The 20,299-nt window shown below is 60.5% G+C and carries 24 protein-coding genes; 15 read left to right on the top strand and 9 right to left on the bottom strand.

From position 1 onward, the window contains the following. Positions 1–10 precede the first annotated feature (10 nt). The 5 genes from ureA (at position 11) to ureC (ending at position 3,530) form a co-directional block, all read left to right on the top strand. On the top strand, positions 11–313 hold the full coding sequence (ureA, locus tag FGA82_RS01395) for an urease subunit gamma (protein ID WP_007915951.1): 303 nt from the start codon (positions 11–13) through the stop codon (positions 311–313). A 9-nt stretch (positions 314–322) separates the two neighbouring features. Continuing rightward, positions 323–856, top strand: coding sequence for a GNAT family N-acetyltransferase (locus tag FGA82_RS01390; protein ID WP_141125771.1), 534 nt, complete (start codon positions 323–325; stop codon positions 854–856). A 5-nt stretch (positions 857–861) separates the two neighbouring features. Beyond that, on the top strand, positions 862–1,395 hold the full coding sequence (locus FGA82_RS01385; protein ID WP_038360477.1) for a GNAT family N-acetyltransferase: 534 nt from the start codon (positions 862–864) through the stop codon (positions 1,393–1,395). Beyond that, positions 1,395–1,703 carry an urease subunit beta gene (locus tag FGA82_RS01380; RefSeq protein WP_141125770.1) on the top strand — a complete coding sequence of 103 codons (309 nt, stop codon included), beginning with the start codon at positions 1,395–1,397 and terminating at the stop codon, positions 1,701–1,703. The genes FGA82_RS01385 and FGA82_RS01380 overlap by 1 nt, the downstream gene beginning before the upstream one ends. A 126-nt stretch (positions 1,704–1,829) precedes the next feature. Further along, a complete protein-coding gene (gene ureC, locus FGA82_RS01375) occupies positions 1,830–3,530 on the top strand; it encodes an urease subunit alpha (RefSeq protein WP_141125769.1) in 1,701 nt (566 codons plus the stop codon). 186 nt (positions 3,531–3,716) lie between these two features. On the opposite strand, the gene FGA82_RS01370 is transcribed toward ureC, so the two are convergent. Both FGA82_RS01370 and FGA82_RS01365 read right to left on the bottom strand, forming a co-directional pair. Beyond that, positions 3,717–4,022: a chaperone modulator CbpM gene (locus tag FGA82_RS01370; protein ID WP_141125768.1), complete on the bottom strand. Its 306-nt coding sequence runs from the start codon at positions 4,020–4,022 to the stop codon at positions 3,717–3,719. 23 nt (positions 4,023–4,045) lie between these two features. Continuing rightward, positions 4,046–4,996, bottom strand: coding sequence for a DnaJ C-terminal domain-containing protein (locus tag FGA82_RS01365; protein WP_077570718.1), 951 nt, complete (start codon positions 4,994–4,996; stop codon positions 4,046–4,048). 291 nt (positions 4,997–5,287) lie between these two features. On the opposite strand from FGA82_RS01365, the gene FGA82_RS01360 reads away from it, so the two are divergent. Then, on the top strand, positions 5,288–6,556 hold the full coding sequence (locus FGA82_RS01360) for an Hsp70 family protein (protein WP_141125767.1): 1,269 nt from the start codon (positions 5,288–5,290) through the stop codon (positions 6,554–6,556). 112 nt (positions 6,557–6,668) lie between these two features. Here the strand turns inward: FGA82_RS01360 and FGA82_RS01355 are convergent, their stop codons facing one another. From FGA82_RS01355 to FGA82_RS01345, 3 genes are all read right to left on the bottom strand, one after another. Next, positions 6,669–7,682 (bottom strand): AI-2E family transporter, encoded by a 1,014-nt coding sequence (locus FGA82_RS01355; RefSeq protein WP_064388695.1) that lies wholly within the window; start codon positions 7,680–7,682, stop codon positions 6,669–6,671. 203 nt (positions 7,683–7,885) lie between these two features. Next, complete coding sequence (locus FGA82_RS01350; RefSeq protein WP_007950613.1) at positions 7,886–8,191, bottom strand: PsiF family protein; 306 nt, start codon at positions 8,189–8,191, stop codon at positions 7,886–7,888. Between the two features lie 63 nt (positions 8,192–8,254). After that, positions 8,255–9,049, bottom strand: coding sequence for an AraC family transcriptional regulator (locus FGA82_RS01345; RefSeq protein WP_141125766.1), 795 nt, complete (start codon positions 9,047–9,049; stop codon positions 8,255–8,257). 96 nt (positions 9,050–9,145) lie between these two features. Between FGA82_RS01345 and FGA82_RS01340 the strand changes: the two genes are divergently transcribed. Continuing rightward, the gene (locus FGA82_RS01340) at positions 9,146–10,033 is read left to right on the top strand and encodes a DMT family transporter (protein ID WP_141125765.1); all 888 of its coding nucleotides are present in this window, start codon (positions 9,146–9,148) and stop codon (positions 10,031–10,033) included. Positions 10,034–10,142: 109 nt separating this feature from the next. Here the strand turns inward: FGA82_RS01340 and FGA82_RS01335 are convergent, their stop codons facing one another. The 3 genes from FGA82_RS01335 to FGA82_RS01325 form a co-directional block, all read right to left on the bottom strand. Then, a complete protein-coding gene (locus FGA82_RS01335) occupies positions 10,143–11,021 on the bottom strand; it encodes an esterase/lipase family protein (RefSeq protein WP_141125764.1) in 879 nt (292 codons plus the stop codon). Between the two features lie 91 nt (positions 11,022–11,112). Next, on the bottom strand, positions 11,113–11,418 hold the full coding sequence (locus FGA82_RS01330; RefSeq protein WP_141125763.1) for a DMT family transporter: 306 nt from the start codon (positions 11,416–11,418) through the stop codon (positions 11,113–11,115). Next, positions 11,419–12,057 carry an FMN-dependent NADH-azoreductase gene (locus FGA82_RS01325; RefSeq protein WP_141125762.1) on the bottom strand — a complete coding sequence of 213 codons (639 nt, stop codon included), beginning with the start codon at positions 12,055–12,057 and terminating at the stop codon, positions 11,419–11,421. Positions 12,058–12,166: 109 nt separating this feature from the next. Here FGA82_RS01325 and FGA82_RS01320 point away from each other — a divergent pair, with 109 nt between their 5' ends. Beyond that, positions 12,167–13,114 carry a LysR substrate-binding domain-containing protein gene (locus FGA82_RS01320; protein WP_171057226.1) on the top strand — a complete coding sequence of 316 codons (948 nt, stop codon included), beginning with the start codon at positions 12,167–12,169 and terminating at the stop codon, positions 13,112–13,114. 98 nt (positions 13,115–13,212) lie between these two features. After that, positions 13,213–13,746: a ferritin-like domain-containing protein gene (locus tag FGA82_RS01315; protein ID WP_034151608.1), complete on the top strand. Its 534-nt coding sequence runs from the start codon at positions 13,213–13,215 to the stop codon at positions 13,744–13,746. Between the two features lie 129 nt (positions 13,747–13,875). On the opposite strand, the gene FGA82_RS01310 is transcribed toward FGA82_RS01315, so the two are convergent. Then, complete coding sequence (locus tag FGA82_RS01310) at positions 13,876–15,951, bottom strand: AsmA family protein (protein ID WP_141125760.1); 2,076 nt, start codon at positions 15,949–15,951, stop codon at positions 13,876–13,878. A gap of 385 nt (positions 15,952–16,336) precedes the next feature. Here FGA82_RS01310 and FGA82_RS01305 point away from each other — a divergent pair, with 385 nt between their 5' ends. From FGA82_RS01305 to FGA82_RS01280, 6 genes are all read left to right on the top strand, one after another. After that, positions 16,337–16,804, top strand: a complete 468-nt coding sequence (locus tag FGA82_RS01305) for a hypothetical protein (protein ID WP_141125759.1) — start codon at positions 16,337–16,339, stop codon at positions 16,802–16,804. 155 nt (positions 16,805–16,959) lie between these two features. Continuing rightward, the gene (locus FGA82_RS01300; protein ID WP_007915913.1) at positions 16,960–17,592 is read left to right on the top strand and encodes a TetR family transcriptional regulator; all 633 of its coding nucleotides are present in this window, start codon (positions 16,960–16,962) and stop codon (positions 17,590–17,592) included. 316 nt (positions 17,593–17,908) lie between these two features. Then, complete coding sequence (gene ureE, locus FGA82_RS01295) at positions 17,909–18,409, top strand: urease accessory protein UreE (RefSeq protein ID WP_141125758.1); 501 nt, start codon at positions 17,909–17,911, stop codon at positions 18,407–18,409. Continuing rightward, entirely contained in the window at positions 18,406–19,080 is a 675-nt protein-coding gene (locus tag FGA82_RS01290) for an urease accessory protein UreF (RefSeq protein WP_141125757.1), read from the top strand. The genes ureE and FGA82_RS01290 overlap by 4 nt, the downstream gene beginning before the upstream one ends. Before the next feature lie 11 nt (positions 19,081–19,091). Then, positions 19,092–19,706, top strand: a complete 615-nt coding sequence (ureG, locus tag FGA82_RS01285) for an urease accessory protein UreG (RefSeq protein ID WP_007915910.1) — start codon at positions 19,092–19,094, stop codon at positions 19,704–19,706. A gap of 27 nt (positions 19,707–19,733) precedes the next feature. Continuing rightward, positions 19,734–20,299, top strand: a 566-nt coding sequence (locus FGA82_RS01280; protein ID WP_141125756.1) for a HupE/UreJ family protein, incomplete at its 3' end; no start/stop codon positions are given.

Genomic DNA, 20,299 nt, shown 5'->3' with positions numbered 1-20,299 from the left:
GATTCCCACAATGGACCTGACCCCACGCGAAAAAGACAAGCTGCTGATCTTCACCGCCGGCCTCGTCGCCGAGCGGCGTTTGGCGCGCGGCGTGAAACTCAATTATCCGGAAGCCATGGCTTACATCTCCGCCGCATTGCTCGAAGGTGCGCGTGACGGCCAGACCGTCGCCGAGCTGATGCACTTCGGCACCACCCTGCTCAGCCGCGAACAAGTCATGGAAGGCATCCCGGAGATGATCCCGGAGATTCAAGTCGAAGCGACGTTCCCCGACGGCACCAAACTGGTCACCGTCCACCAACCGATCGTCTGAGGCCGCGCCATGACTTACTCCATTCGCGATGCGATTCACGCCGACCTGCCGGCGATCCGCGACATCTACAACGATGCCGTACTTAACACCACGGCGATCTGGAATGAACAAGCCGTCGACCTCGGCAACCGTCAGGCGTGGTTCAGCGCGCGTCAGGCCCAGGCCTATCCGATTCTGGTGATCGTCGACGCCGACAACACTGTGCTCGGCTACGCTTCGTTCGGTGACTGGCGGCCGTTCGACGGTTTCCGTCACACCGTCGAGCACTCGGTCTACGTGCGCAGCGATCAGCGCGGCAACGGCCTCGGCCCGCAACTGATGACTGTGCTGATCGAACGGGCGAAGACCTGCGACAAGCATGTGATGGTCGCCGCCATTGAAAGCGGCAACGCCGCCTCGATTCGTCTGCACGAGCGCGCCGGTTTCAGCATCACCGGGCAGATGCCGCAGGTCGGCACCAAGTTCGGCCGCTGGCTCGACCTGACATTCATGCAACTGACCCTCAATCCTGGCGCGGAGCCGCCTGACCCCAACAAGGAGTGACACCGATGAACGCCGCCCAACTGCGCCGCGTCAATGCTGAAAGTTTTGCGCATTACCGTCAGGGTCTGATCGATCTGCTGCTCGATGCCGTGGGCTACGGCGCCAGCGTCGGCTTCATGGCCGACCTCGATGCGACGCAGGCGCGCGCGTATTTCGATGAGGTGCAGGACAACGTCAACAAGGGCAGCGTGCTGCTCTGGGTGGTGGTCAAGGACGAGCAGGTGCTGGCCAGCGTGCAGTTGGGCCTGTGCCAGAAGGCCAACGGCCTCAACCGCGCCGAAGTACAGAAACTGCTGGTGCGCGAACACGCACGGCGTCGCGGCCTCGGCCAGCAACTGATGAGCGCGCTGGAACTCGAAGCGCCCAAACACAAGCGCGGCATGCTCTACCTCGACACCGAGGCCGGCTCGCCCGCCGAAGATTTCTACAAGGCGCTGGGTTACACCCGCGCAGGTCAGATTCCCGATTACGCCTGCGACCCGCACGGCACCTATCGGCCGACCGCCCTCTATTACAAGATCCTGCAAGGAGCCCAGTGATGATTCCTGGTGAGTACCAGATCCAGCCCGGCGATATCGAACTCAACGTCGGCCGCCGCACCCTCAGCCTGAAAGTCGCCAACAGCGGCGACCGGCCGATCCAGGTCGGTTCGCACTATCACTTTTTTGAAACCAACGACGCGCTGACTTTTGATCGCGCCGCAAGCCGGGGCATGCGCCTGAATATTCCTGCCGGCACGGCAGTGCGCTTTGAGCCGGGGCAGAGCCGCGAAGTCGAGCTGGTCGATTACGCCGGAAAGCGGCGGGTGTTCGGTTTTGCCGGACGGATCATGGGCGACCTCGACTAACTGATCGTTCCCACGCTCTGCGTGGGAATGTATCCCGTGACGCTCCGCGTCACATAACGGCGGACGCAGAGCGTCCATGGCGGCATTCCCACGCAGAGCGTGGGAACGATCAACCAAGGCAGACACATGAAAATCTCCAGACAAGCCTACGCCGACATGTTCGGCCCCACCGTCGGCGACAAGGTGCGCCTGGCCGACACCGAGCTGTGGATCGAAGTCGAAAAAGACTTCACCACCTACGGCGAAGAAGTGAAATTCGGTGGCGGCAAAGTCATCCGCGACGGCCAGGGCCAAAGCCAACTATTGGCCGCCGAAGTCGTCGACACGCTGATCACCAACGCGCTGATCATCGACCACTGGGGTATCGTCAAAGCCGACGTCGGCCTCAAGGACGGCCGCATCGCGGCGATCGGCAAGGCCGGTAACCCGGACGTGCAGCCCAACGTCACCATCGCCATTGGCGCCGGCACCGAAGTGATCGCCGGCGAAGGCATGATCCTCACTGCTGGCGGCATCGACACGCACATTCACTTCATCTGCCCGCAGCAGATTGAAGAGGCGCTGATGAGCGGCGTCACCACCATGATCGGCGGCGGCACCGGACCTGCCACAGGCACCAACGCCACCACTTGCACCTCCGGCCCGTGGCACTTGGCGCGCATGCTTCAGGCGGCTGATGCCTTCCCGATGAACATCGGCCTCACCGGCAAAGGCAACGCCAGCCTGCCCGAGCCGTTGATCGAGCAGGTCAAGGCCGGCGCCATCGGTCTCAAGTTGCACGAAGACTGGGGCACCACGCCGGCGAGCATCGACAACTGCCTGAGCGTTGCCGACCAGTTCGACGTGCAGGTGGCGATCCACACCGACACGCTCAACGAATCCGGTTTCGTCGAAACCACACTCGGCGCCTTCAAGGGTCGCACCATCCACACCTATCACACCGAAGGTGCCGGTGGCGGTCACGCACCGGACATCATCAAAGCCTGCGGTTTCCCCAACGTGCTGCCGAGTTCGACCAACCCGACCCGGCCGTTCACCCGCAACACCATCGACGAACACCTCGACATGCTGATGGTCTGCCACCACCTCGACCCGAGCATCGCCGAAGACGTCGCGTTCGCCGAAAGCCGCATCCGTCGTGAAACGATTGCCGCCGAAGACATCCTTCACGACCTCGGCGCGTTCTCGATGATCAGCTCCGACAGCCAGGCCATGGGCCGCGTCGGTGAGGTCATCACGCGCACCTGGCAAACCGCCGACAAGATGAAAAAGCAGCGCGGCCCGCTGCCCCAGGACGGCGCAGGCAACGACAACTTCCGCGCCAAACGCTACATCGCCAAGTACACGATCAACCCGGCGATCACCCATGGCATCAGCCACGAAGTCGGTTCGATCGAGGTCGGCAAGTGGGCGGATCTGGTGCTGTGGCGTCCGGCGTTTTTTGGCGTGAAACCGACGCTGATTCTCAAGGGCGGCGCGATTGCCGCGAGCCTGATGGGTGACGCGAATGCCTCGATTCCGACGCCGCAACCAGTGCATTACCGCCCGATGTTTGCCAGTTACGGCGGCTCGCTGCATGCGACCAGCCTGACCTTTATCAGCCAGGCCGCGCAAGAAGCCGGGTTGCCTGAAGCGTTGGGGCTGAAGAAGAAAATCGCCGTGGTGAAGGGCTGTCGTGATGTGCAGAAAACCGACCTGATCCACAACGACTATCTGCCGAACATCGATGTTGATCCGCAGACCTATCAGGTCAAGGCTGACGGGGTGTTGCTGTGGTGTGAGCCGGCGGAGACGTTGCCGATGGCGCAGCGGTATTTCCTGTTCTAACCAAAAAAAGGCCCTTCGGGGCCTTTTCAATGTTGAGTCAGAAACTCCGCGTTATCGTTCATCGCTGGCAAGCCAGCTCCCACAGGTTCTGCGCCGATCCGAGATCTACATTCCAACGCAAAACCCTGTGGGAGCTGGCTTGCCAGCGATAAGGCCAGCTCAGCCACAACAAGATTTTCAGGCTGACTACTCCACCACCAACCGCCCCAAGCGCTGCCGCAACATACGGTTCTCGGCACGCAACTCACGCACCTCTTCCAGCAGATCCAGCGCCAGCGCAACCCCTTCCCACTCCAGCTCCAGGTCACGGCGCAACTTCGCCGCCCGTTTGGCCAGAGCCAATTCGTAATCGGTGAAGCGCCATTCCCGGGGCTGCCCGCCCTGAGGTTCGAGGATGCCGTGCTCGACAATTTCGATCACGTAGACGTCCGACAAATCGGCCGCCTCACAGAATTCTGCCAGGTCCAGTTGAACGATCAGGGGGCTGCTCATGATGGGCTACTCCGTCGTCGAATTTAAAAGTTCTCTCGCGGATTGAAGGCGGCTTTCTTTGCCAGTTCCTGCCACAGCGCCTTGACCTCGTCGTCGGCGGCTTTCGGCATCACGGCTTTGAGCTGCACGAACAGATAACCGCGCTCGCCGGCCTTGTTTTTCAGGCCATGGCCTTTGGCGCGCATGCGCTGGCCGTTCTGGCTGCCGGCCGGGACCTTCAAGTTGATCTTGCCAGTCAGGGTCGGCACCGCCACTTCGGCACCCAGCGCCAGTTCCCACGGCGCCAGTGGCAAAGTGATGATCAGGTTTTCACCTTCGACATCGAATTTCGGGTGCGGCGCAAAACGAATGGTCAGGTACAGATCGCCATTCGCCCCACCACCAACGCCCGGTGCGCCCTGGCCTTTGAGGCGGATGCGCTCGCCGTCGGTCACGCCCGCCGGGATTTTCACGTTCAGGCTTTTGCTGGTGTTGCTGACGTGCTGGCCGTTGGCGTTGTACTGCGGCACCTGGAAGGTGACTTTCTTCGACTCGTTCGCCAGCGTCTCTTCGAGGAAGATCGGCAGTTCCATTTCCACGTCTTGTCCCCGGCGTCCTGCACTGCGTTGTTGGCGACCATCGCCGCCACCGAAACCGGGGCCGCGATTGCCGAAGATCGAACTGAAGAAGTCCGAGAAGTCGCCGGTGTCGCCACCGCCGCCACCAAAGCCGCCACGGCTCTGCCAGCCCGGTGGCCCCTGGAACGGCTGACCGTGCTGGCCATAGCGGCGCAGCTCGTCGTATTCGGCGCGTTTGTCGGCGCTTTTCAGCGCTTCATAGGCTTCCGAGGCGTCTTTGAATTTGGCCTCGGCGTCCTTTTCCTTGCTGACATCGGGGTGGTATTTGCGCGCCAGCTTGCGATAGGCAGCCTTGATTGCCTTGTCGTCTGCTGTCGGCTCCACGCCGAGTATCTTGTAATAGTCTTTGAAGTCCATTGAAGGAATCACCATCCGTTATCGATTTCGCGCCGATGCCAGCTTGCGCCGATTCGCGCGTGCCAGGTTGACCGATCTCAAGGTTGTGACCGGGTGGCGCAGCAGAAGTTTATCGGCAGTGGACGGCGGTTCTTGCGACCGCCGGTGGTTCTGCCGGCCCATGCCAGCAAGTTTGGGGCGAAGCTGCGAGTTTCAAGCAGTTTAGTCGTGAAATAGCAGATGACCGGCCTTCGATTCTGGCGCGCACTGACATACACTGCGCGGCCGTTTTTTTGACCGGAACCGAAAGACATGAAAGACGCCTCTCCAGCCCGTGCCTGCGGTATCGACTTCGGCACGTCCAACTCCACCGTCGGCTGGCTGCGCCCAGGCATGGAAACGATGATCGCGCTGGAAGACGACAAGATCACCCTGCCGTCTGTGGTCTTCTTCAATATCGAGGAACGCCGCCCGGTTTACGGTCGTCTGGCGCTGCACGAGTACCTGGAAGGCTACGAAGGCCGGTTGATGCGCTCGCTGAAAAGCCTGCTCGGTTCCAAGCTGATCAAGCACGACACCAGCGTGCTCGGCACGGCGATGCCGTTCAAGGACTTGCTCGGCCTGTTCATCGGTCAGTTGAAAAGCCGCGCGGAAACTGCCGCCGGTCGGGAATTCGAACAAGTGGTGCTCGGTCGCCCGGTGTTCTTCGTCGATGACGATCCGCTGGCGGACCAGGAAGCCGAAGACACACTGGTCGAAGTGGCGCGCAAGATCGGCTTCAAGGACGTGTCGTTCCAGTACGAACCGATCGCCGCTGCATTCGACTACGAGTCGACCATCGAGAAAGAAGAGCTGGTACTGATCGTCGACATCGGCGGTGGTACCTCCGACTTCTCGCTGGTACGCCTGTCGCCGGAGCGTCGCGGTTTCGATAACCGTCACGACGACATCCTCGCCACCGGCGGCGTGCACATCGGCGGGACCGACTTCGACAAACAGCTGAGCCTGCAAGGCCTGATGCCGCTGTTCGGCTACGGCAGCCGGATGAAGAGCGGCGCCTACATGCCAACCAGCCACCACATGAACCTGGCGACCTGGCACACCATTAACTCGGTGTACTCGCAGAAATCCAGCCTGGCGCTGGGCAGCATGCGCTACGACATCGAAGACACCGGCGGCATCGATCGCCTGTTCAAGCTGATCGAACAGCGCGCCGGGCACTGGCTGGCGATGGAAGTCGAAGAAACCAAGATCCAGCTGACCCACACCGACAGCCGCCATGTGCCGCTGGACCGGATCGAAGCTGGTCTGAGCGTTAAGCTGACTCGCGCGCTGTTTGAATCGGCGATCGATGCGTTGCTGGAGCGGGTGCGCGGCAGTGTTACCCAGCTGTTGAACGACGCCGGTGTCGCGGTGGATCAGGTCGATACGGTGTTCTTCACCGGCGGTTCGAGCGGGATTCCGGCGCTGCGCAACAGCGTCTCGGCGATGCTGCCGAATGCACGGCATGTTGAAGGGAATATCTTCGGCAGCATTGGTAGCGGATTGGCGATTGAAGCCCGCAAACGCTATGGCGTTTAACGGCAGCTGCAAGTTTTAAGCGGCAAGCGGCAAGTAAGAGCAAAAGCAAGAGCCACTGCGCTCCCGCTTCTGCTTTTACTTGTAGCTCGAAGCTTGCAACTCGAAGCTGCTGTTAAACCATCCCGCCCAGCTTCAACTCACTCTTCAGGTACGCATAATAAATCGGCCCCGCCACCACTCCCGGCAAGCCGAACGCCGCCTCGAACACCAGCATCGCCAGCAGCAACTCCCACGACTTGGCACTGATCTGCCCGCCGACAATCCGCGCGTTGAGGAAGTACTCGAGCTTGTGGATAAAGATCAGATAACCCAGCGCGGCAATTGCCACCCAGATCGACAATGACAGGCCGACGATGGTGATCAACGTGTTCGACATCAGATTGCCGATCACCGGAAGCAGACCGAGCAGGAAGGTCAGTACGATCAGGGTTTTGGTCAGCGGCAGTTTGATGCCGAACATCGGCAGGATCACCGCGAGGAAGATCCCGGTGAAGAAGGTGTTGAGCAGGGAAATCTTGATCTGTGCAAAGACGATGTTGCGGAACGCCTGCACCAACAGGTGCAAACGGTCGAACAGCGCGGCGGCCAGCGGTTTGCGTTTAGTAACGTCGGGGATCCGCTGCAAGGCGATGATCGCGCCGAGCACCATGCCGATCAGCAACGTCACGAACATGTGCGCGGCGTCCTTGCCGACCAGTTGCAGGTCGGACAGATGTTTGCTCATCCACTCGCCAATCGCCACGCGAAACTCCGCAGCACTGGCCGGCAGGTAAGCGTCGATGAACGGCGGTAACTGCCCGCGTGCGCGGTCGACCACGCCCATGAACTTGTCGAGGGAAGCGCCGGGATTTTCCGCTTCGTGCAGGAGGAAACTGATAGCGCCGGCGAAGATCAATGCCAGCACACTCACCACCAGCGTGCCCAGCAACGCCACTGCCAGCCAGCGCGCGCGGCGGCCTTCGATCAGCCGTTGCAGTTGCGGGGTGAGCATGTTGACCAGCTCATAGACCAACAAACCGGCCAACAGACTGGGCAACAAGCGCAGCGGCAACACCAGCAGCAAACCGCCGAAAATGATGATGCAACTGACCCAGAACACTACATGACGCTCAGAAAACGTTGGCATACAGCCTCAAAACGAACGGTGTAAAAGGATTGGCAGTCTGCCAGCGTTCCGGGGTGAGCACTAGAAATATGCGGTGCTTGAGATTGGCGGTGCCATGACCGGCCTCTTCGCGAGCAAGCTCGCTCCCACATTGGAATGCGCACTCCTGTGGGAGCGAGCTTGCTCGCGAAGAGGTCAGCCCGCTCACCACAAGACTCAAGTGCTTATTTCTTCTTCAGGCAATCACTCATGAACGTCTTGCGCGCATCGCCGGTCAGGGCTTTGGTTTTCGCGTCGGCGTTGCAGGTTTTCATTTTTTCCTGCTGCGGGGTCAGGGCCTTCGCATCGTTGGCCGCCGGCGCTGCCTTGAGGCAGGTGCTCATGAAGGTTTTGCGCTCATCGCCTTTCAGACTCTTGGCGGTCGCATCGGCATTGCAGGTGGTCATCTTGTTCTGTTGCGCCGTGGCGGCGAAACCCTGGGAACACAGGAGCAAACCAATCATCAACAAAGGCACACGCAACATCTTCATGGAGTTTTCTCCTTGTCGCCGCACCGAGGGGGGCGGCCTCTGCTGGAGTGTAGCCAAATCTTGTTACACCTTCCTGCCTTCCAGATGGCTACGGCGATACTGCTCCGGCGTACACCCGGCCTGCCGCGCGAACATGGCGATAAATGCCGAGCCGCTGCTGTAACCGAGGTCGAAGGCAATTTCCTGCACACTGCGTGAAGTCTCCAGTGCCTCGATCGCTGCGAGGTAACGCAAGCGCTGGCGCCACTCGCCAAAACTCATCCCCAGTTCACGGGCGAATTGCCGGGCCAGCGTGCGTTCGCTGACATGCACCTGCAGCGCCCAATGCGCCAGCGGCTGATTGTTGCCCGGCTCGGCCTGCAAGGTTTCGAGGATTGCCAGCAATCCCGGACTACTGGCGTAGGGTAGATAACACTCATGCACCGGGGCCTGCTGCAGTTGATCGACCAACACCTGCGCCAGACGCTGATCGGCATCAAGCTCGGGAATCTTCACGTCACGGGCGGCGAAGTCCTTGAGAATCGCTTTGAGAATGTCGCTGATCGCCAGTGTGCAGGCACGCAGGGGCAAATCGGTACAGACCTTGGGATCAAGGCACACCGCACGATAGTTGACCGGTTGATGGCTGTAAAAACTGTGCTCGACCTGCGGCGGCACCCACACCGCGTACTGCGGCGGCGACATGAAGCGACTGCCATCGACGTCCATGTGCAACACGCCGTGTGCAGCGTACTCCAGCGTGCCCCAAGGATGGCGGTGCGGCGCGGCGTATTCATGGGCGTTGAAATCGGCGTAGCGGAAATACACCGCCGACGGCAGTTCGCTGAAATCCAGCAGATCGATGTGTTTGCTGTTCATGCTGTCCGGTTTCAGAGGCAGGTTGTCCGGTTCGCAGTATAGGCTTGCATCCAGACAAGGGATAATTGCCCTTCATCAATGTACTGGTTTCGACTCATGCAATACGCGTTTCCGCTGCTGGCAATTTTTATCTGGGCCGGCAATACCGTGATCAACAAACTGGCAGTCGGGGCGATTTTCCCTGCCGAGATCGGTTTCTACCGCTGGCTGCTCGCCGGTTTGCTGTTCACCCCGTTCATGCTCAAAGCGGTGATCGCACACTGGCCGCAGATCCGCCCGAACCTGGGCAAGATTTTCATCCTCGGCGTACTCGGCATGGCGGTGTATCAGAGCCTCGCCTACTTCGCCGCGACCCTGACCACCGCCACCAACATGGGCATCATCCTGTCGCTGATGCCGTTGATGTCGCTGGCCATGGCGATCATCAGTCTCGGGCAGCGCCTGACCGCCGGCGCGTTGGTCGGTGCCGTGTTGTCGTTTGCCGGTGTGCTGGTGGTGGTCTCGTCCGGCAGCCTCGGCGCGTTGCTGCAGCACGGCGTGAACATGGGTGATGCGATGATGTTGATCGCCACTCTGGCCTATGCGATCTACAGCACACTGCTGAAAAAATGGCAGCTGCGCCTGCCGCCGCTGGTGTTGCTGTATCTGCAGGTGCTGGTGGCGATTGTCGTGTTGTTTCCGCTGTTTGCGGCTTCGCCGAAGACCGGGCTGACCCTGCAGAACATTCCGCTGGTGCTGTATGCGTGCCTGTTGGCGTCGATGCTCGCGCCGCTGGCGTGGATGCAGGCGGTGCTGCGCCTGGGGCCGAGCCGCACGACGTTGTTTTTCAATCTGCTGCCGTTGATTACTGCGCTGATTGCGGCGGTGGTGTTGAAGGAGCAGTTGGCGATGTATCACCTGGTCGGTGGCTTGTTGACCTTGGGTGGGGTGATTCTTTCCGAGCGCTGGACCACCGTGTTGGGCCGCCGGATCAGCGTTGCCTGATGGAAAAGACCGCAGCCTGCGGCAGCTCCTACATGAGTTCGGGGCGTTCACAAAATTTGTGTTCGACACCGAACCTGTAGGAGCTGCCGAAGGCTGCGATCTTTTGATCCTAAAGCCCGGCAGCCTCAAGCCGCGCCGCATGCTCGACAAACAGCCGCACCGGATCCGCGCCCTTGCCGACCAGCCCCAGCGACTGATTGACGATGTCGAAGTGATCCAGCGGATAGTCATCACCAATCACCGTGCCCAGATGCGAGCTATACCGCCCGACCATCCCGTCGCACTGCCCCGGCTCACGCACGAAGGTTTTCGCAAACAAGCGACAGCTGCGATTGGTCCCATCAAACAAATTCCCGCCGCGATCAGTCTTGCCCGGTTGCAACGTCCCCGACCACGAGTAGTAGCGCACGCCGTTAACCTCTTCCGGCCCGTGACCGCCCCATGTTTCCGGCAAGCCCTGTGGATAGCGCTGATTGAACAGCGCCACGCCCTCAGTGGTCAGCGATTGGTGCGAGGCGTGAATATCCACCGGCAATTTCGGCCCGTGGTAACCGGTTTCCAGCAGCGCCATCAGCCAGCCGACAAAACGCAACAGAACCTCAAGAATACGGCCCTTGGCGCTGTCCGCCGGGTAGTGTTTGTGCAGATAGTCAGCCAGCTCAGAGCCATGATTCGGCCCGGCCACCGATGTCACCGAGGCCACCAGATCCGGCCGTTTCGCTGCCGCATAGCGCGCCGTCAGCGAGCCCTGACTGTGGCCGAACAGGTTGACCTTTTGCGCCCCGGTCTCGCGCAAGATCTCATCGATCTGCGCCAGCAATTGCTCGCCGCGCACTTCTGTGGAGTTGAGCGGCGACACCTGCACCGCAATCACCGTCGCACCACCACGGCGCAGCGCCTTGATGATGCCGTACCAGTACGGATAGAGCACCAGCCGGATAAACCCGAGCATTCCGGGCACCAGCACCAATGGATAACGCGTCGACATGGGCAAACATCCTTGTGGTCGGTGAGTGGATGCAAGGCGTGCAAAACGCCCGCCAAGCATCCTCCCTGATGATGACAACTCAACCACCAGCCTACTTCAGGCCCACCACCCCCGCCACAATCAGCCCTACCGAAACCAGTTTGACCAGAGTCAGGCTCTCGCCGAGCAGGGCAAAGCCGAGGAACACCGTGCCCAGTGAGCCAATCGCCGTCCAGATCGGGTAGGCGATGCTCACCGGCAACTCGCGCATCGCCAGGGTCAGGAAATAAATCCCGCCGACCGCCGCGACCACGGTGATCAGCGAAGGCCAGAGCCGGGTGAAACCTTCGGCGTACTTCATGCCCATGGCGAAGGTCACTTCAAACCCGGCGGCGATCAGCAGGAACAGCCAGGCCACCTAGAACACCCGGGCGAGGTCGAGCAAACGCTGCTCGGCCTCGGCCACCGACACCGCGAAGGTGCGTTCGGCGGATTCTTCGCCCTCAGCCGCGACCACGGTGACGTCGTTAATACCGACGAAACCCAGCGCCGTGCGCAGCCATGGATCGGCGTGGTTCAAGGCTTCCAGCTCGCCACCCGGGCCGAAGCCGAAGCCGCCGCGACTGGTGACGATCAGCGCCTTCTTGCCCTGCAACAACGGCGTGTACTGGGCGACGCCATTGTCCAGCGTGTGATCGAAGGTCAGGCCGAGGCGCACGATCTGATCAACCCAGGCCTTGAGGCCGCTAGGCACGTTGAAGTTGTACATCGGCGTGGAAATCAGCAGCAGCTCGTGATCGAACAACTCGCCGACCAATTGATCGCTCAGGGCCAGATCGGCCTGCATCGACAGTGGGCGTGCTTCGGGCTGTGGATAAAACGCGGCGGCGACAAAGGCTTCGTTGACCGGCGGAATCGGCGCCCGCCCGACCTCGCGGCGAGTGACTTGCGCCTGCGGATGACGCACCTGCCAGGCACTGAGAAAATGTTCCGCCAGGCGCCGCGAGTGTGAACGCTCGCCACGGGGACTGGCATGGATCGCAAGAATCTTGCTCATCTGAAACTCCTTGAGGCTAGACTTGAGTGGCTGTGTCGCTTCAGATTGCAGGCGTCACGCCTAAAGCCTCAAATGAGCAAAAGTCAGTCGGGATGAATTGATTTCATCCATGGAGATTCCAATGTTTGCCTCGCTGCCCCTGACCGCCCTGCGCGCCTTCGAATCGGCATCACGGTTGCTGAGTTTCAAGGCTGCCGCCGAAGAACTGTCGGTGACGCCCACGGCGATTTCGCATCAGATTCGTTCACTGGAAGACTGGCTTGGCGTCGCGTTGTTTGAACGCCTGCCGCGCCAGGTGCGCCTGACCGAGGGCGGCGAGCGCCTGTTTCACAGTCTGCATGGTGCGCTGCTCGAAGTGGCACAAAGCGTCGACACCCTGCGCCCGCAGCGCAACGCCAGCATGCTGACGCTATCGACCACCGCCGCCTTCGCTGCGCTGTGGCTGGTGCCGCGGCTCGGCCGTTTTTATGCCCAGCATCCGAACATCAACGTGCGCCTCGATACCCACTGCGAAGTCATCGATCTGCATCAGGACGCCAGCGTCGATCTGGTGCTGCGTTACAGCCTCGACGATTACCCGAACCTCTACGGTCTGTGCCTGTTTGATGAATCATTCGGCGTATATGGCTCGCCCGAACAAGTGGCGCTGGCCGCGCGGCGCACACCAACCTTGATCAGCGTGCGCTGGCACAACTCGAAACTGTATGCCCATGGCTGGGAAGCGTGGTGCGCCAAGGCCGAGGAAAACTGGCTGAACCAGCAACCGGCAGTCCGCGAATACGATGAAGAGCATTACGCACTGCAAGCAGCAATCGCCGGGCAAGGGCTGGTGCTGGCGAGCAATATTCTGGTGTCGGAGAGTGTCGTCAGTGGTTTGCTGGTGCCATACAAGGGTGAGGTTCAAGTCGATGGCGCCGGCTATAGCGCATTGTGTGTGCCGGGGCGCGAGCGGCATCCACCGGTGCGGGCTTTTTTTGCCTGGTTGCGCGACGAAGCAGTTTTGTCCGGGCTGGCGCCAAGATCGCAGCCTTCGGCCGTTCCTGCAGGGGTGGCGTAAACCGATAAAACTTTTTGCAACGCTCATGACTCACAGCTTAGGAAGCGACCGCGTCCGCAGAACGTGGCGCCCATCGGATTAGCCTCCAGGAGATCGAAATGAGCGACGACCTGCATCTGTCAGATGTTCAAACACTGCGCGACCGCGCGCGCCAACACGTCGAAAACGGCGCCGTCACCGAGGGCTACAGCGCCGACCGTGAAGAGGTGCTGCGCTTGCTCAATGAATCGCTGGCCACTGAACTGGTCTGCGTATTGCGCTACAAACGCCACTATTTCATGGCCAATGGCGTGAAAGCCCATGTGGCCGCCGAAGAGTTTCTCGAACACGCCACCCAAGAAGCCCAGCACGCTGACCGTCTGGCCGAGCGCATCGTTCAATTGGGCGGCGAGCCGGAATTCAACCCCGACCTGTTGTCGAAAATGTCCCACGCGCAATACGTGGCCGGCAACACCCTCAAAGAGATGGTCTACGAAGACCTGGTTGCCGAGCGCATCGCTATCGACAGCTACCGGGAAATCATCCAGTACATCGGCGAGAAAGACCCGACTACGCGGCGTATCTTCGAAGATATTCTGGCGCAGGAAGAAGAGCACGCCGATGACATGGCCGACATTCTGAACGACCTGTAAAACATTAAAACCGCCTGCTCGCGAAGGGGCCGCAACAGAAGCAAAAAGATCGCAGCTTTCGGCAGCCCCTACATGGAAATGCATTCCAAAGTAGGAGCTGCCGAAGGCTGCGATCTTTTGCTCTGGCTCTTATTTAGTGGGTTTAACGGTGACTGGCGCCTTGCCCGCCTTCATCTGCTCCAGCAACGGCGCACACTGATTCGGCTCGCCACCGCTCGGCGCCACCAGCGCCAACAGCCCCGCCGCCGGCGCCGCAATCACACCCAGCGCGACCATCCCCGCCCCGCGCAACATCAGCGGCACGGCCTTCACGCCGGCATCCGGTTTGATGAACTTGCCACGCACATACAGCGGCGAACGCAGTGAAATCAAACGCCAGCCCTTGGATTCCGGCGTCACCGTCAGATCCAGTTGCTCGGTGGCCATGTTCGCCGTGCCGTCGATATAGATGATCGCGTTCTCGGTATCAAAGACAAACAGCTGCGTGGTGGCCAGACCGGTTTTGATATCGAAGTCCGCCGCTGCGCAGTTGATCTTCACTTCCTTGTCGCCAAAGATCTTGCCGACCACGTAGTTACCGACGTTGAGCCCGGCCAGCTCCATCAACTCACGACTGATCGCGCCGTCGTTGATCAACATCTTCAATTTGCCGTTGGCCCCGCCGAGCAGCTTGGCCACCGAGTTGCCGCGACCGCTGATATCGGCGTCGCCGTTGAGCTCCCCGAAACTGGTTTTCATCGGTTCAAAGGTCGGGAACAACTCTTTGAGCTTGAAGCGGCGTGCGGTCAGTTTCGCCCGGCCTTCCAGCGGCTCGGTGCGCCCGTTGAGGCGAATCTGTGCATCGAGATTGCCGCCAGCGACGCCGAAGCGCAGCGGCTCCAGGCTGAGCTCGCCGTCGTTGAGTTTCAGGTGGGTATAGAGGTCGTTGAACGGCAGTTTCTCGCTGTGAACGATGCGCTTGCCGGTGAACTCGACATCAGCGTCCATCGAGCGCCAGCGATCAGTCTTGAACTCTTCTACCGGCAGCACCTTGTCCGCCGGTTGTTTGCTCTCACCGCCGCGGGCCTTTTGCTTGTCATTGGAGTCGGCACCGATCAGCGGCGCAAGGTCAGCGAACAACAATTGATTGGAGAGCAATGCGCCACTGAGTTTCGGCCGTGGCTGGCTGGCGACGTAAGTCAGGTCGCCATGAATATCACTGCTGCCGATCTTGCCGTTGAACTGCTCGTAGGTGAATTTCGCCCCGGCGGCGTCATGCAACTTGGCAATCAAATGGCCGTCGGTGGCATACGGCGGCGTGTCCGGCAAGGTCACGCCGGTCAGTGGATAAAGATTGCCGAGGCTGGCGCCGGCCAGTTTCAGGCGCAGATCGAGGGCGCCGAGATTCAACGGATCGGTCAGCGTGCCGGCCAGTTCGATGCTGGTGTCGCCGATCTTCGCCTGGGCCTGCAACGGAAACGGTTTGCTTGCGTCCTGCAAGGCGAGCAGACCGCCGATCTTGCCTTGGCCGGTGAGGTTCTGGCCGTGGTATTGGCCTTTGACCTTCAAGGCAAACGCATAATCCTGCGGTGCGCCGCCCTTGTCCTGTGCGGATTTTGCGGCTTTGGCGCCAACGATGTCGCTGTAGGGAATCGGCTTGCCCAGTGGGTCGATCAGCACATCAAGATTGGTCTTCAGGGTCTGATCGTCGAGGGTGACATGGCCCTTGTCGAAACCGATGGCGCCGATGTCGACCACCCAGTTCGAGGGTTCTGCATTGGGATCTTTCGGATCGAACTTGAACGTCCAGTTGGCGCGGCCGTCGGCCAGGCGCTGCAACTCGGCATTCGGTTCGGTCAGGTCGATGCGTGGAATCACTACCCGTTGCGCCAACAGTGCCAAAGGCGAAATACGCAACTCGACGCGCTTTAGCGTGACCATCTGCGCTTTCTTCGACCAGTCCGGGTTGCCCAGGCTCAAGTCCTCGGCCACCACATGCGGCCACGGCACCCACGCACGCCACCCGCCCTCGTCCGGCTCGCGCTGCCAGATCACCGCGAGGTTGCCGTTGATGGCAAACGGTCGGTGCAGTTCTTCCGAGACTTTGGCGTTGAGCGGCGGTTTGATCCGGTTCCAGTCGAAGAACACGATGATCAATACCAGCACGGCCAGTAGCAGCACGAGGATGGCGAAGGTCCAGCTGAAGATTTTTCCAGTGCGCGTCATGCACAAAGCTCCTGATCACGACCGTACGCAGAGACTGCGGCGTACGGCTGAAACGGCGGGCCAAAGCGGCCCTCATGAAATCTACGACTGGCAAACCAGCCGCAGGTTTAATCGAAAGGTCGAATAAGACGCAAAAAGTCGCCTGAAATCTGACCGATCAGTCGAACAGTGTTACCGCGACCCGCACTTTTGCGAGGCGCGAGTGAGTCGGAAATACCCACCTCGGTGCAAAACCGTCGCCCGGAAAGGCGCGATCTAGAGCCTCCCGGCAGAACAATCAATTCTGTTGATTATTACCATTGCGTTTATGAACTTTTATATCGACTTATCGAGAGTAGCATTGCCCTCGTACCCACTTTATCGCCCTCCCAAGGAGCAACCCATCATGAAACGCCAATTACTGCTCAGCCTTACCCTGTCGATGCTAGCCAGCACTGCTTTCGCCCTGCCCGCTGCCGATCAGGCTACCCCGCAAGTGAAATCCAGCCACTCGGTATTCAGCCAAACCGTAGCCGCTGATGGTGGCGACCGCACTCCACAAGGTCAGACCCTGGCTGAAGGCGGCCGTGATCGTCTGGAAGAGAAAGGTCTGGTTCAAGACGGCTACGACAAGACTCCACAAGGTCAGACCCTGGCGGCCGACGGTGGCGACCGCACTCCACAAGGCCAAACCCTGGCTTCCGATGGCGGCGACCGCACTCCACAAGGCCAAACCCTGGCATCTGACGGCGGCGACCGCACCCCACAAGGCCAAACCCTGGCTTCTGATGGCGGCGACCGCACTCCACAAGGCCAAACCCTTGCCGAAGGTGGTGGTGACCGTGTAATCGAACGCAACAGCGCCTTGAGCTAAGCCCATGGCGGCCTCGAAAAAAAGCCCAATCACCGGATTGGGCTTTTGACTTTTCCGGCCCGATAAAATCTTTCGCTGCATGCCCTCCCGTTCGACGCAGACAAAGCCGATTTGCTAGAGTGCGGCGCTTGTCCTGCCAAAGAACACACCCTGCGATGCTGCCCCGCGCCGAACAGAAACAACAGACCCGCAACGCCTTGATGGACGCTGCCCGCCACCTAATGGAAAGCGGCCGAGGATTCGGCAGCCTGAGCCTGCGCGAAGTGACCAAAACCGCCGGGATCGTGCCCACCGGTTTCTACAGGCATTTTGCCGATATGGATGAGCTGGGCCTGGTACTGGTCAGCGAAGTCGGCCAGACCTTCCGCGAAACCATCCGTTTGGTACGGCACAACGAATTCGTCATGGGCGGCATCATCGATGCTTCAGTGCGGATCTTCCTCGACGTGGTCAGCGCCAATCGCTCGCAATTCCTGTTTCTTGCCCGTGAGCAATACGGCGGTTCGCTGCCGGTGCGTCAGGCGATCGGCCGGTTGCGCGAGAACATCAGTTCCGACCTGGCGGCTGACCTGACGATGATGCCCAAGCTTCAGCATCTGGATGCCGCAGGTTTGAGCGTGATGGCTGACCTGATCGTCAAATCGGTATTCGCCACCCTCCCCGACATCATCGACCCGCCCGCTGAAGCGCTGCCGGAGCATCTGACGCCACAGGCGAAGATCACCCAGCAACTGCGCTTTATCTTTATTGGCCTCAAGCACTGGCAAGGCCTGGGCAGTACCGAATAACCGTCCTTTATTTCAGCCCAGACCAAATCCCCTGTGGGAGCGAGCTTGCTCGCGAAGGCGTCGTGTCAGCCGACTTCTAAATCACTGACCCACCGCTTTCGCGAGCAAGTCGAATCGTCGCACCGTCGCTCCCACATTTGGTTCGGCGCATCGGCCTCCAATTGGTGCATAAAAAAATCTTCACGCACCAAAACCTTCCATATTCCCGCAACATCTTGAAACATCCACTACGCTCCGACAGGGATTTCCTACATCTCGTCCGATTGGCAAGGCCCTTGCTCTAGCCAGAGTATCGTCCATAGCTGGAAGCTTTCCGATGCTGGTGATTCACCGCAGAATCGACCCTCAACCCGTCTGGGCCGCCGAGTTGCACCTGACCTTCGAAGCGCGGAGCAAAAGCCGTTTGCGCTGTTTCAGTGCCGAGGGCGAAGACGTCGGGTTGTTTTTGGAGCGCGGTCAGCCGCCACTGTTTGACGGCGAATGCCTGCAGGCCGAAGACGGGCGCATCGTCCGCGTCTGCGCCCGCCCCGAGCAATTGCTGCACGTCACCTGCGCCAATGCCTTCGAACTGACCCGCGCCGCTTATCACTTGGGTAACCGTCATGTCGCCCTGCAAGTCGGCGATGGCTGGCTGCGCTTGCTCGACGATTACGTGCTCAAAGCCATGCTCGAACAACTCGGCGCACAGGTTGAAGACATTGAAGCGCCATTCCAGCCGGAACACGGTGCCTATGGCGGCGGCCATCATCATTCACGCCACGGCGACGAAGACTTCAACTACGCGCCGAAACTCCATCAGTTCGGCGTACGCCTGTGAATCCGGCCTGGGCGCTGCTGCGCCTGGCCAGTCCGCAATTGCCGATTGGCGGCTACAGCTATTCGCAAGGCCTGGAAATGGCGGTGGATAACGGCCGCGTGAACAACCCGGACAATGCCCGGCGCTGGATCAGCGATCAATTGTTGCTCAACCTCGCCCGCTTCGAGGCGCCACTGCTGCTCGCCCATTGCCAAGCGGCGGCGGATGAACAATGGGCCGAGTTGCAGATTCTGTGCGAAAGCCATCGCGCCAGCCGCGAGACGCGCGAGTTGCATCTGGAGAGCCGGCAGATGGGCTATTCGTTGCAGCAATTGCTCAGCGGTTTGCCTGAATTCGACGCACCGGCACGCGACTTTCTCGATCAATGTACTGAACCGCACCTGGCCCTGTGCTGGGCGCTGGCAGCACGCGCCTGGGGCATCAGCCCACAAGACGCCCTCGCCGCGTGGCTGTGGAGCTGGCTGGAAAACCAGCTCGCGGTGTTGATGAAAACCCTGCCACTGGGCCAGCAAGCCGCGCAACGCCTGACCAGCGAGCTGCTGCCGCTGTTGCAACAAGCGCAGCAGGACGCAACCCGAATCAATCCCGAACACATGGGCAGTGCCGCGTTCGGCCTGTCCCTGGCGTGCATGGCCCACGAGCGCCAGTACAGCCGTCTCTTCCGCTCTTAGGAGAAACAACCATGAACACACAACCTCTGCGCGTCGGCATCGGCGGCCCGGTCGGTTCCGGCAAAACCGCGTTGACCCTGGCCCTGTGCCTGGCCCTGCGCGAGCGCTACAACCTCGCCGTGGTCACCAACGATATCTACACCCGCGAAGACGCCGATTTTCTCGTGCGCAATGAAGCCCTCGCCCCCGAGCGGATCATCGGCGTGGAAACCGGTGGCTGCCCGCACACGGCGATCCGTGAAGACGCCTCGATCAACCTTGAAGCGGTGGATCAACTGAACCGGCGCTTTCCGGGGCTGGATCTGATTCTGGTGGAATCCGGCGGCGACAACCTTTCGGCGACCTTCAGCCCGGAACTGTCCGACCTGACCATTTACGTGATCGATGTCTCGGCCGGCGACAAGCTGCCGCGCAAGGGCGGGCCTGGCATCTGCAAGTCCGACTTGCTGGTGATCAACAAGATCGACCTTGCACCGCTGGTAGGCGCTTCGCTGGAAATGATGGACAGCGACACCAAACGCATGCGCAACGGCAAGCCGTTCGTTTTCAGCAACCAGAAAACCGGTCAGGGTCTTGAGCAAATCATCGCCTTCATCGAACGCCAGGGCCTGCTGACTGCAGCCTGATTCACTGATCAACAAGGAAGCTTATTCATGACACTCAAACGAATTCTTAGCGCTGTGGCGCTGCTGCTGACTCCGGCATTGGCCTTCGCTCACCCGGGGCATGGCGACAGCGGTCTGGTCGCCGGCATCAGCCATCCGATCGGCGGCCTCGACCATTTACTGGCGATGGTGGCTGTTGGCTTGTGGGCCGCGCAACAACAAGGCGCGGCGCGTTGGGCGCTGCCGTGCACGTTTGTCGGCACCATGCTGATTGGCGGCATGCTCGGGTTCGAAGGGCTGCAATTGCCAGCGCTGGAAAGCGGGATTGCTGCGTCAGTGCTGGCGTTGGGTCTGGCCGTGGCGCTCGCGGTGCGTCCGCCGCTGGTAATGGCGGTGGTAGCGACGGCGGTGTTTGCGTTGTTCCACGGTGTGGCGCATGGCTTGGAACTGCCGGACATGAGCAGCCCTTGGGCGTATGCGGCGGGTTTTGTGGCCGCGACTGCTGCACTGCATGCAGCGGGTTATGCCGTGGTGCGTTTTCTGCCTCAGGCGGCTGCACCGTTGGTGCGCCTTGCAGGTGCGGCTTCGGCGGCGACTGGTGTTTGGTTGCTCGC

It is taken from the genome of Pseudomonas fluorescens, from assembly GCF_005938625.1.
GTDB lineage: Bacteria > Pseudomonadota > Gammaproteobacteria > Pseudomonadales > Pseudomonadaceae > Aquipseudomonas > Aquipseudomonas fluorescens_BD.
The sequence above is the reverse complement of the archived record's forward strand: the minus strand, read 5'-3'. Positions and strand labels throughout refer to the sequence as shown.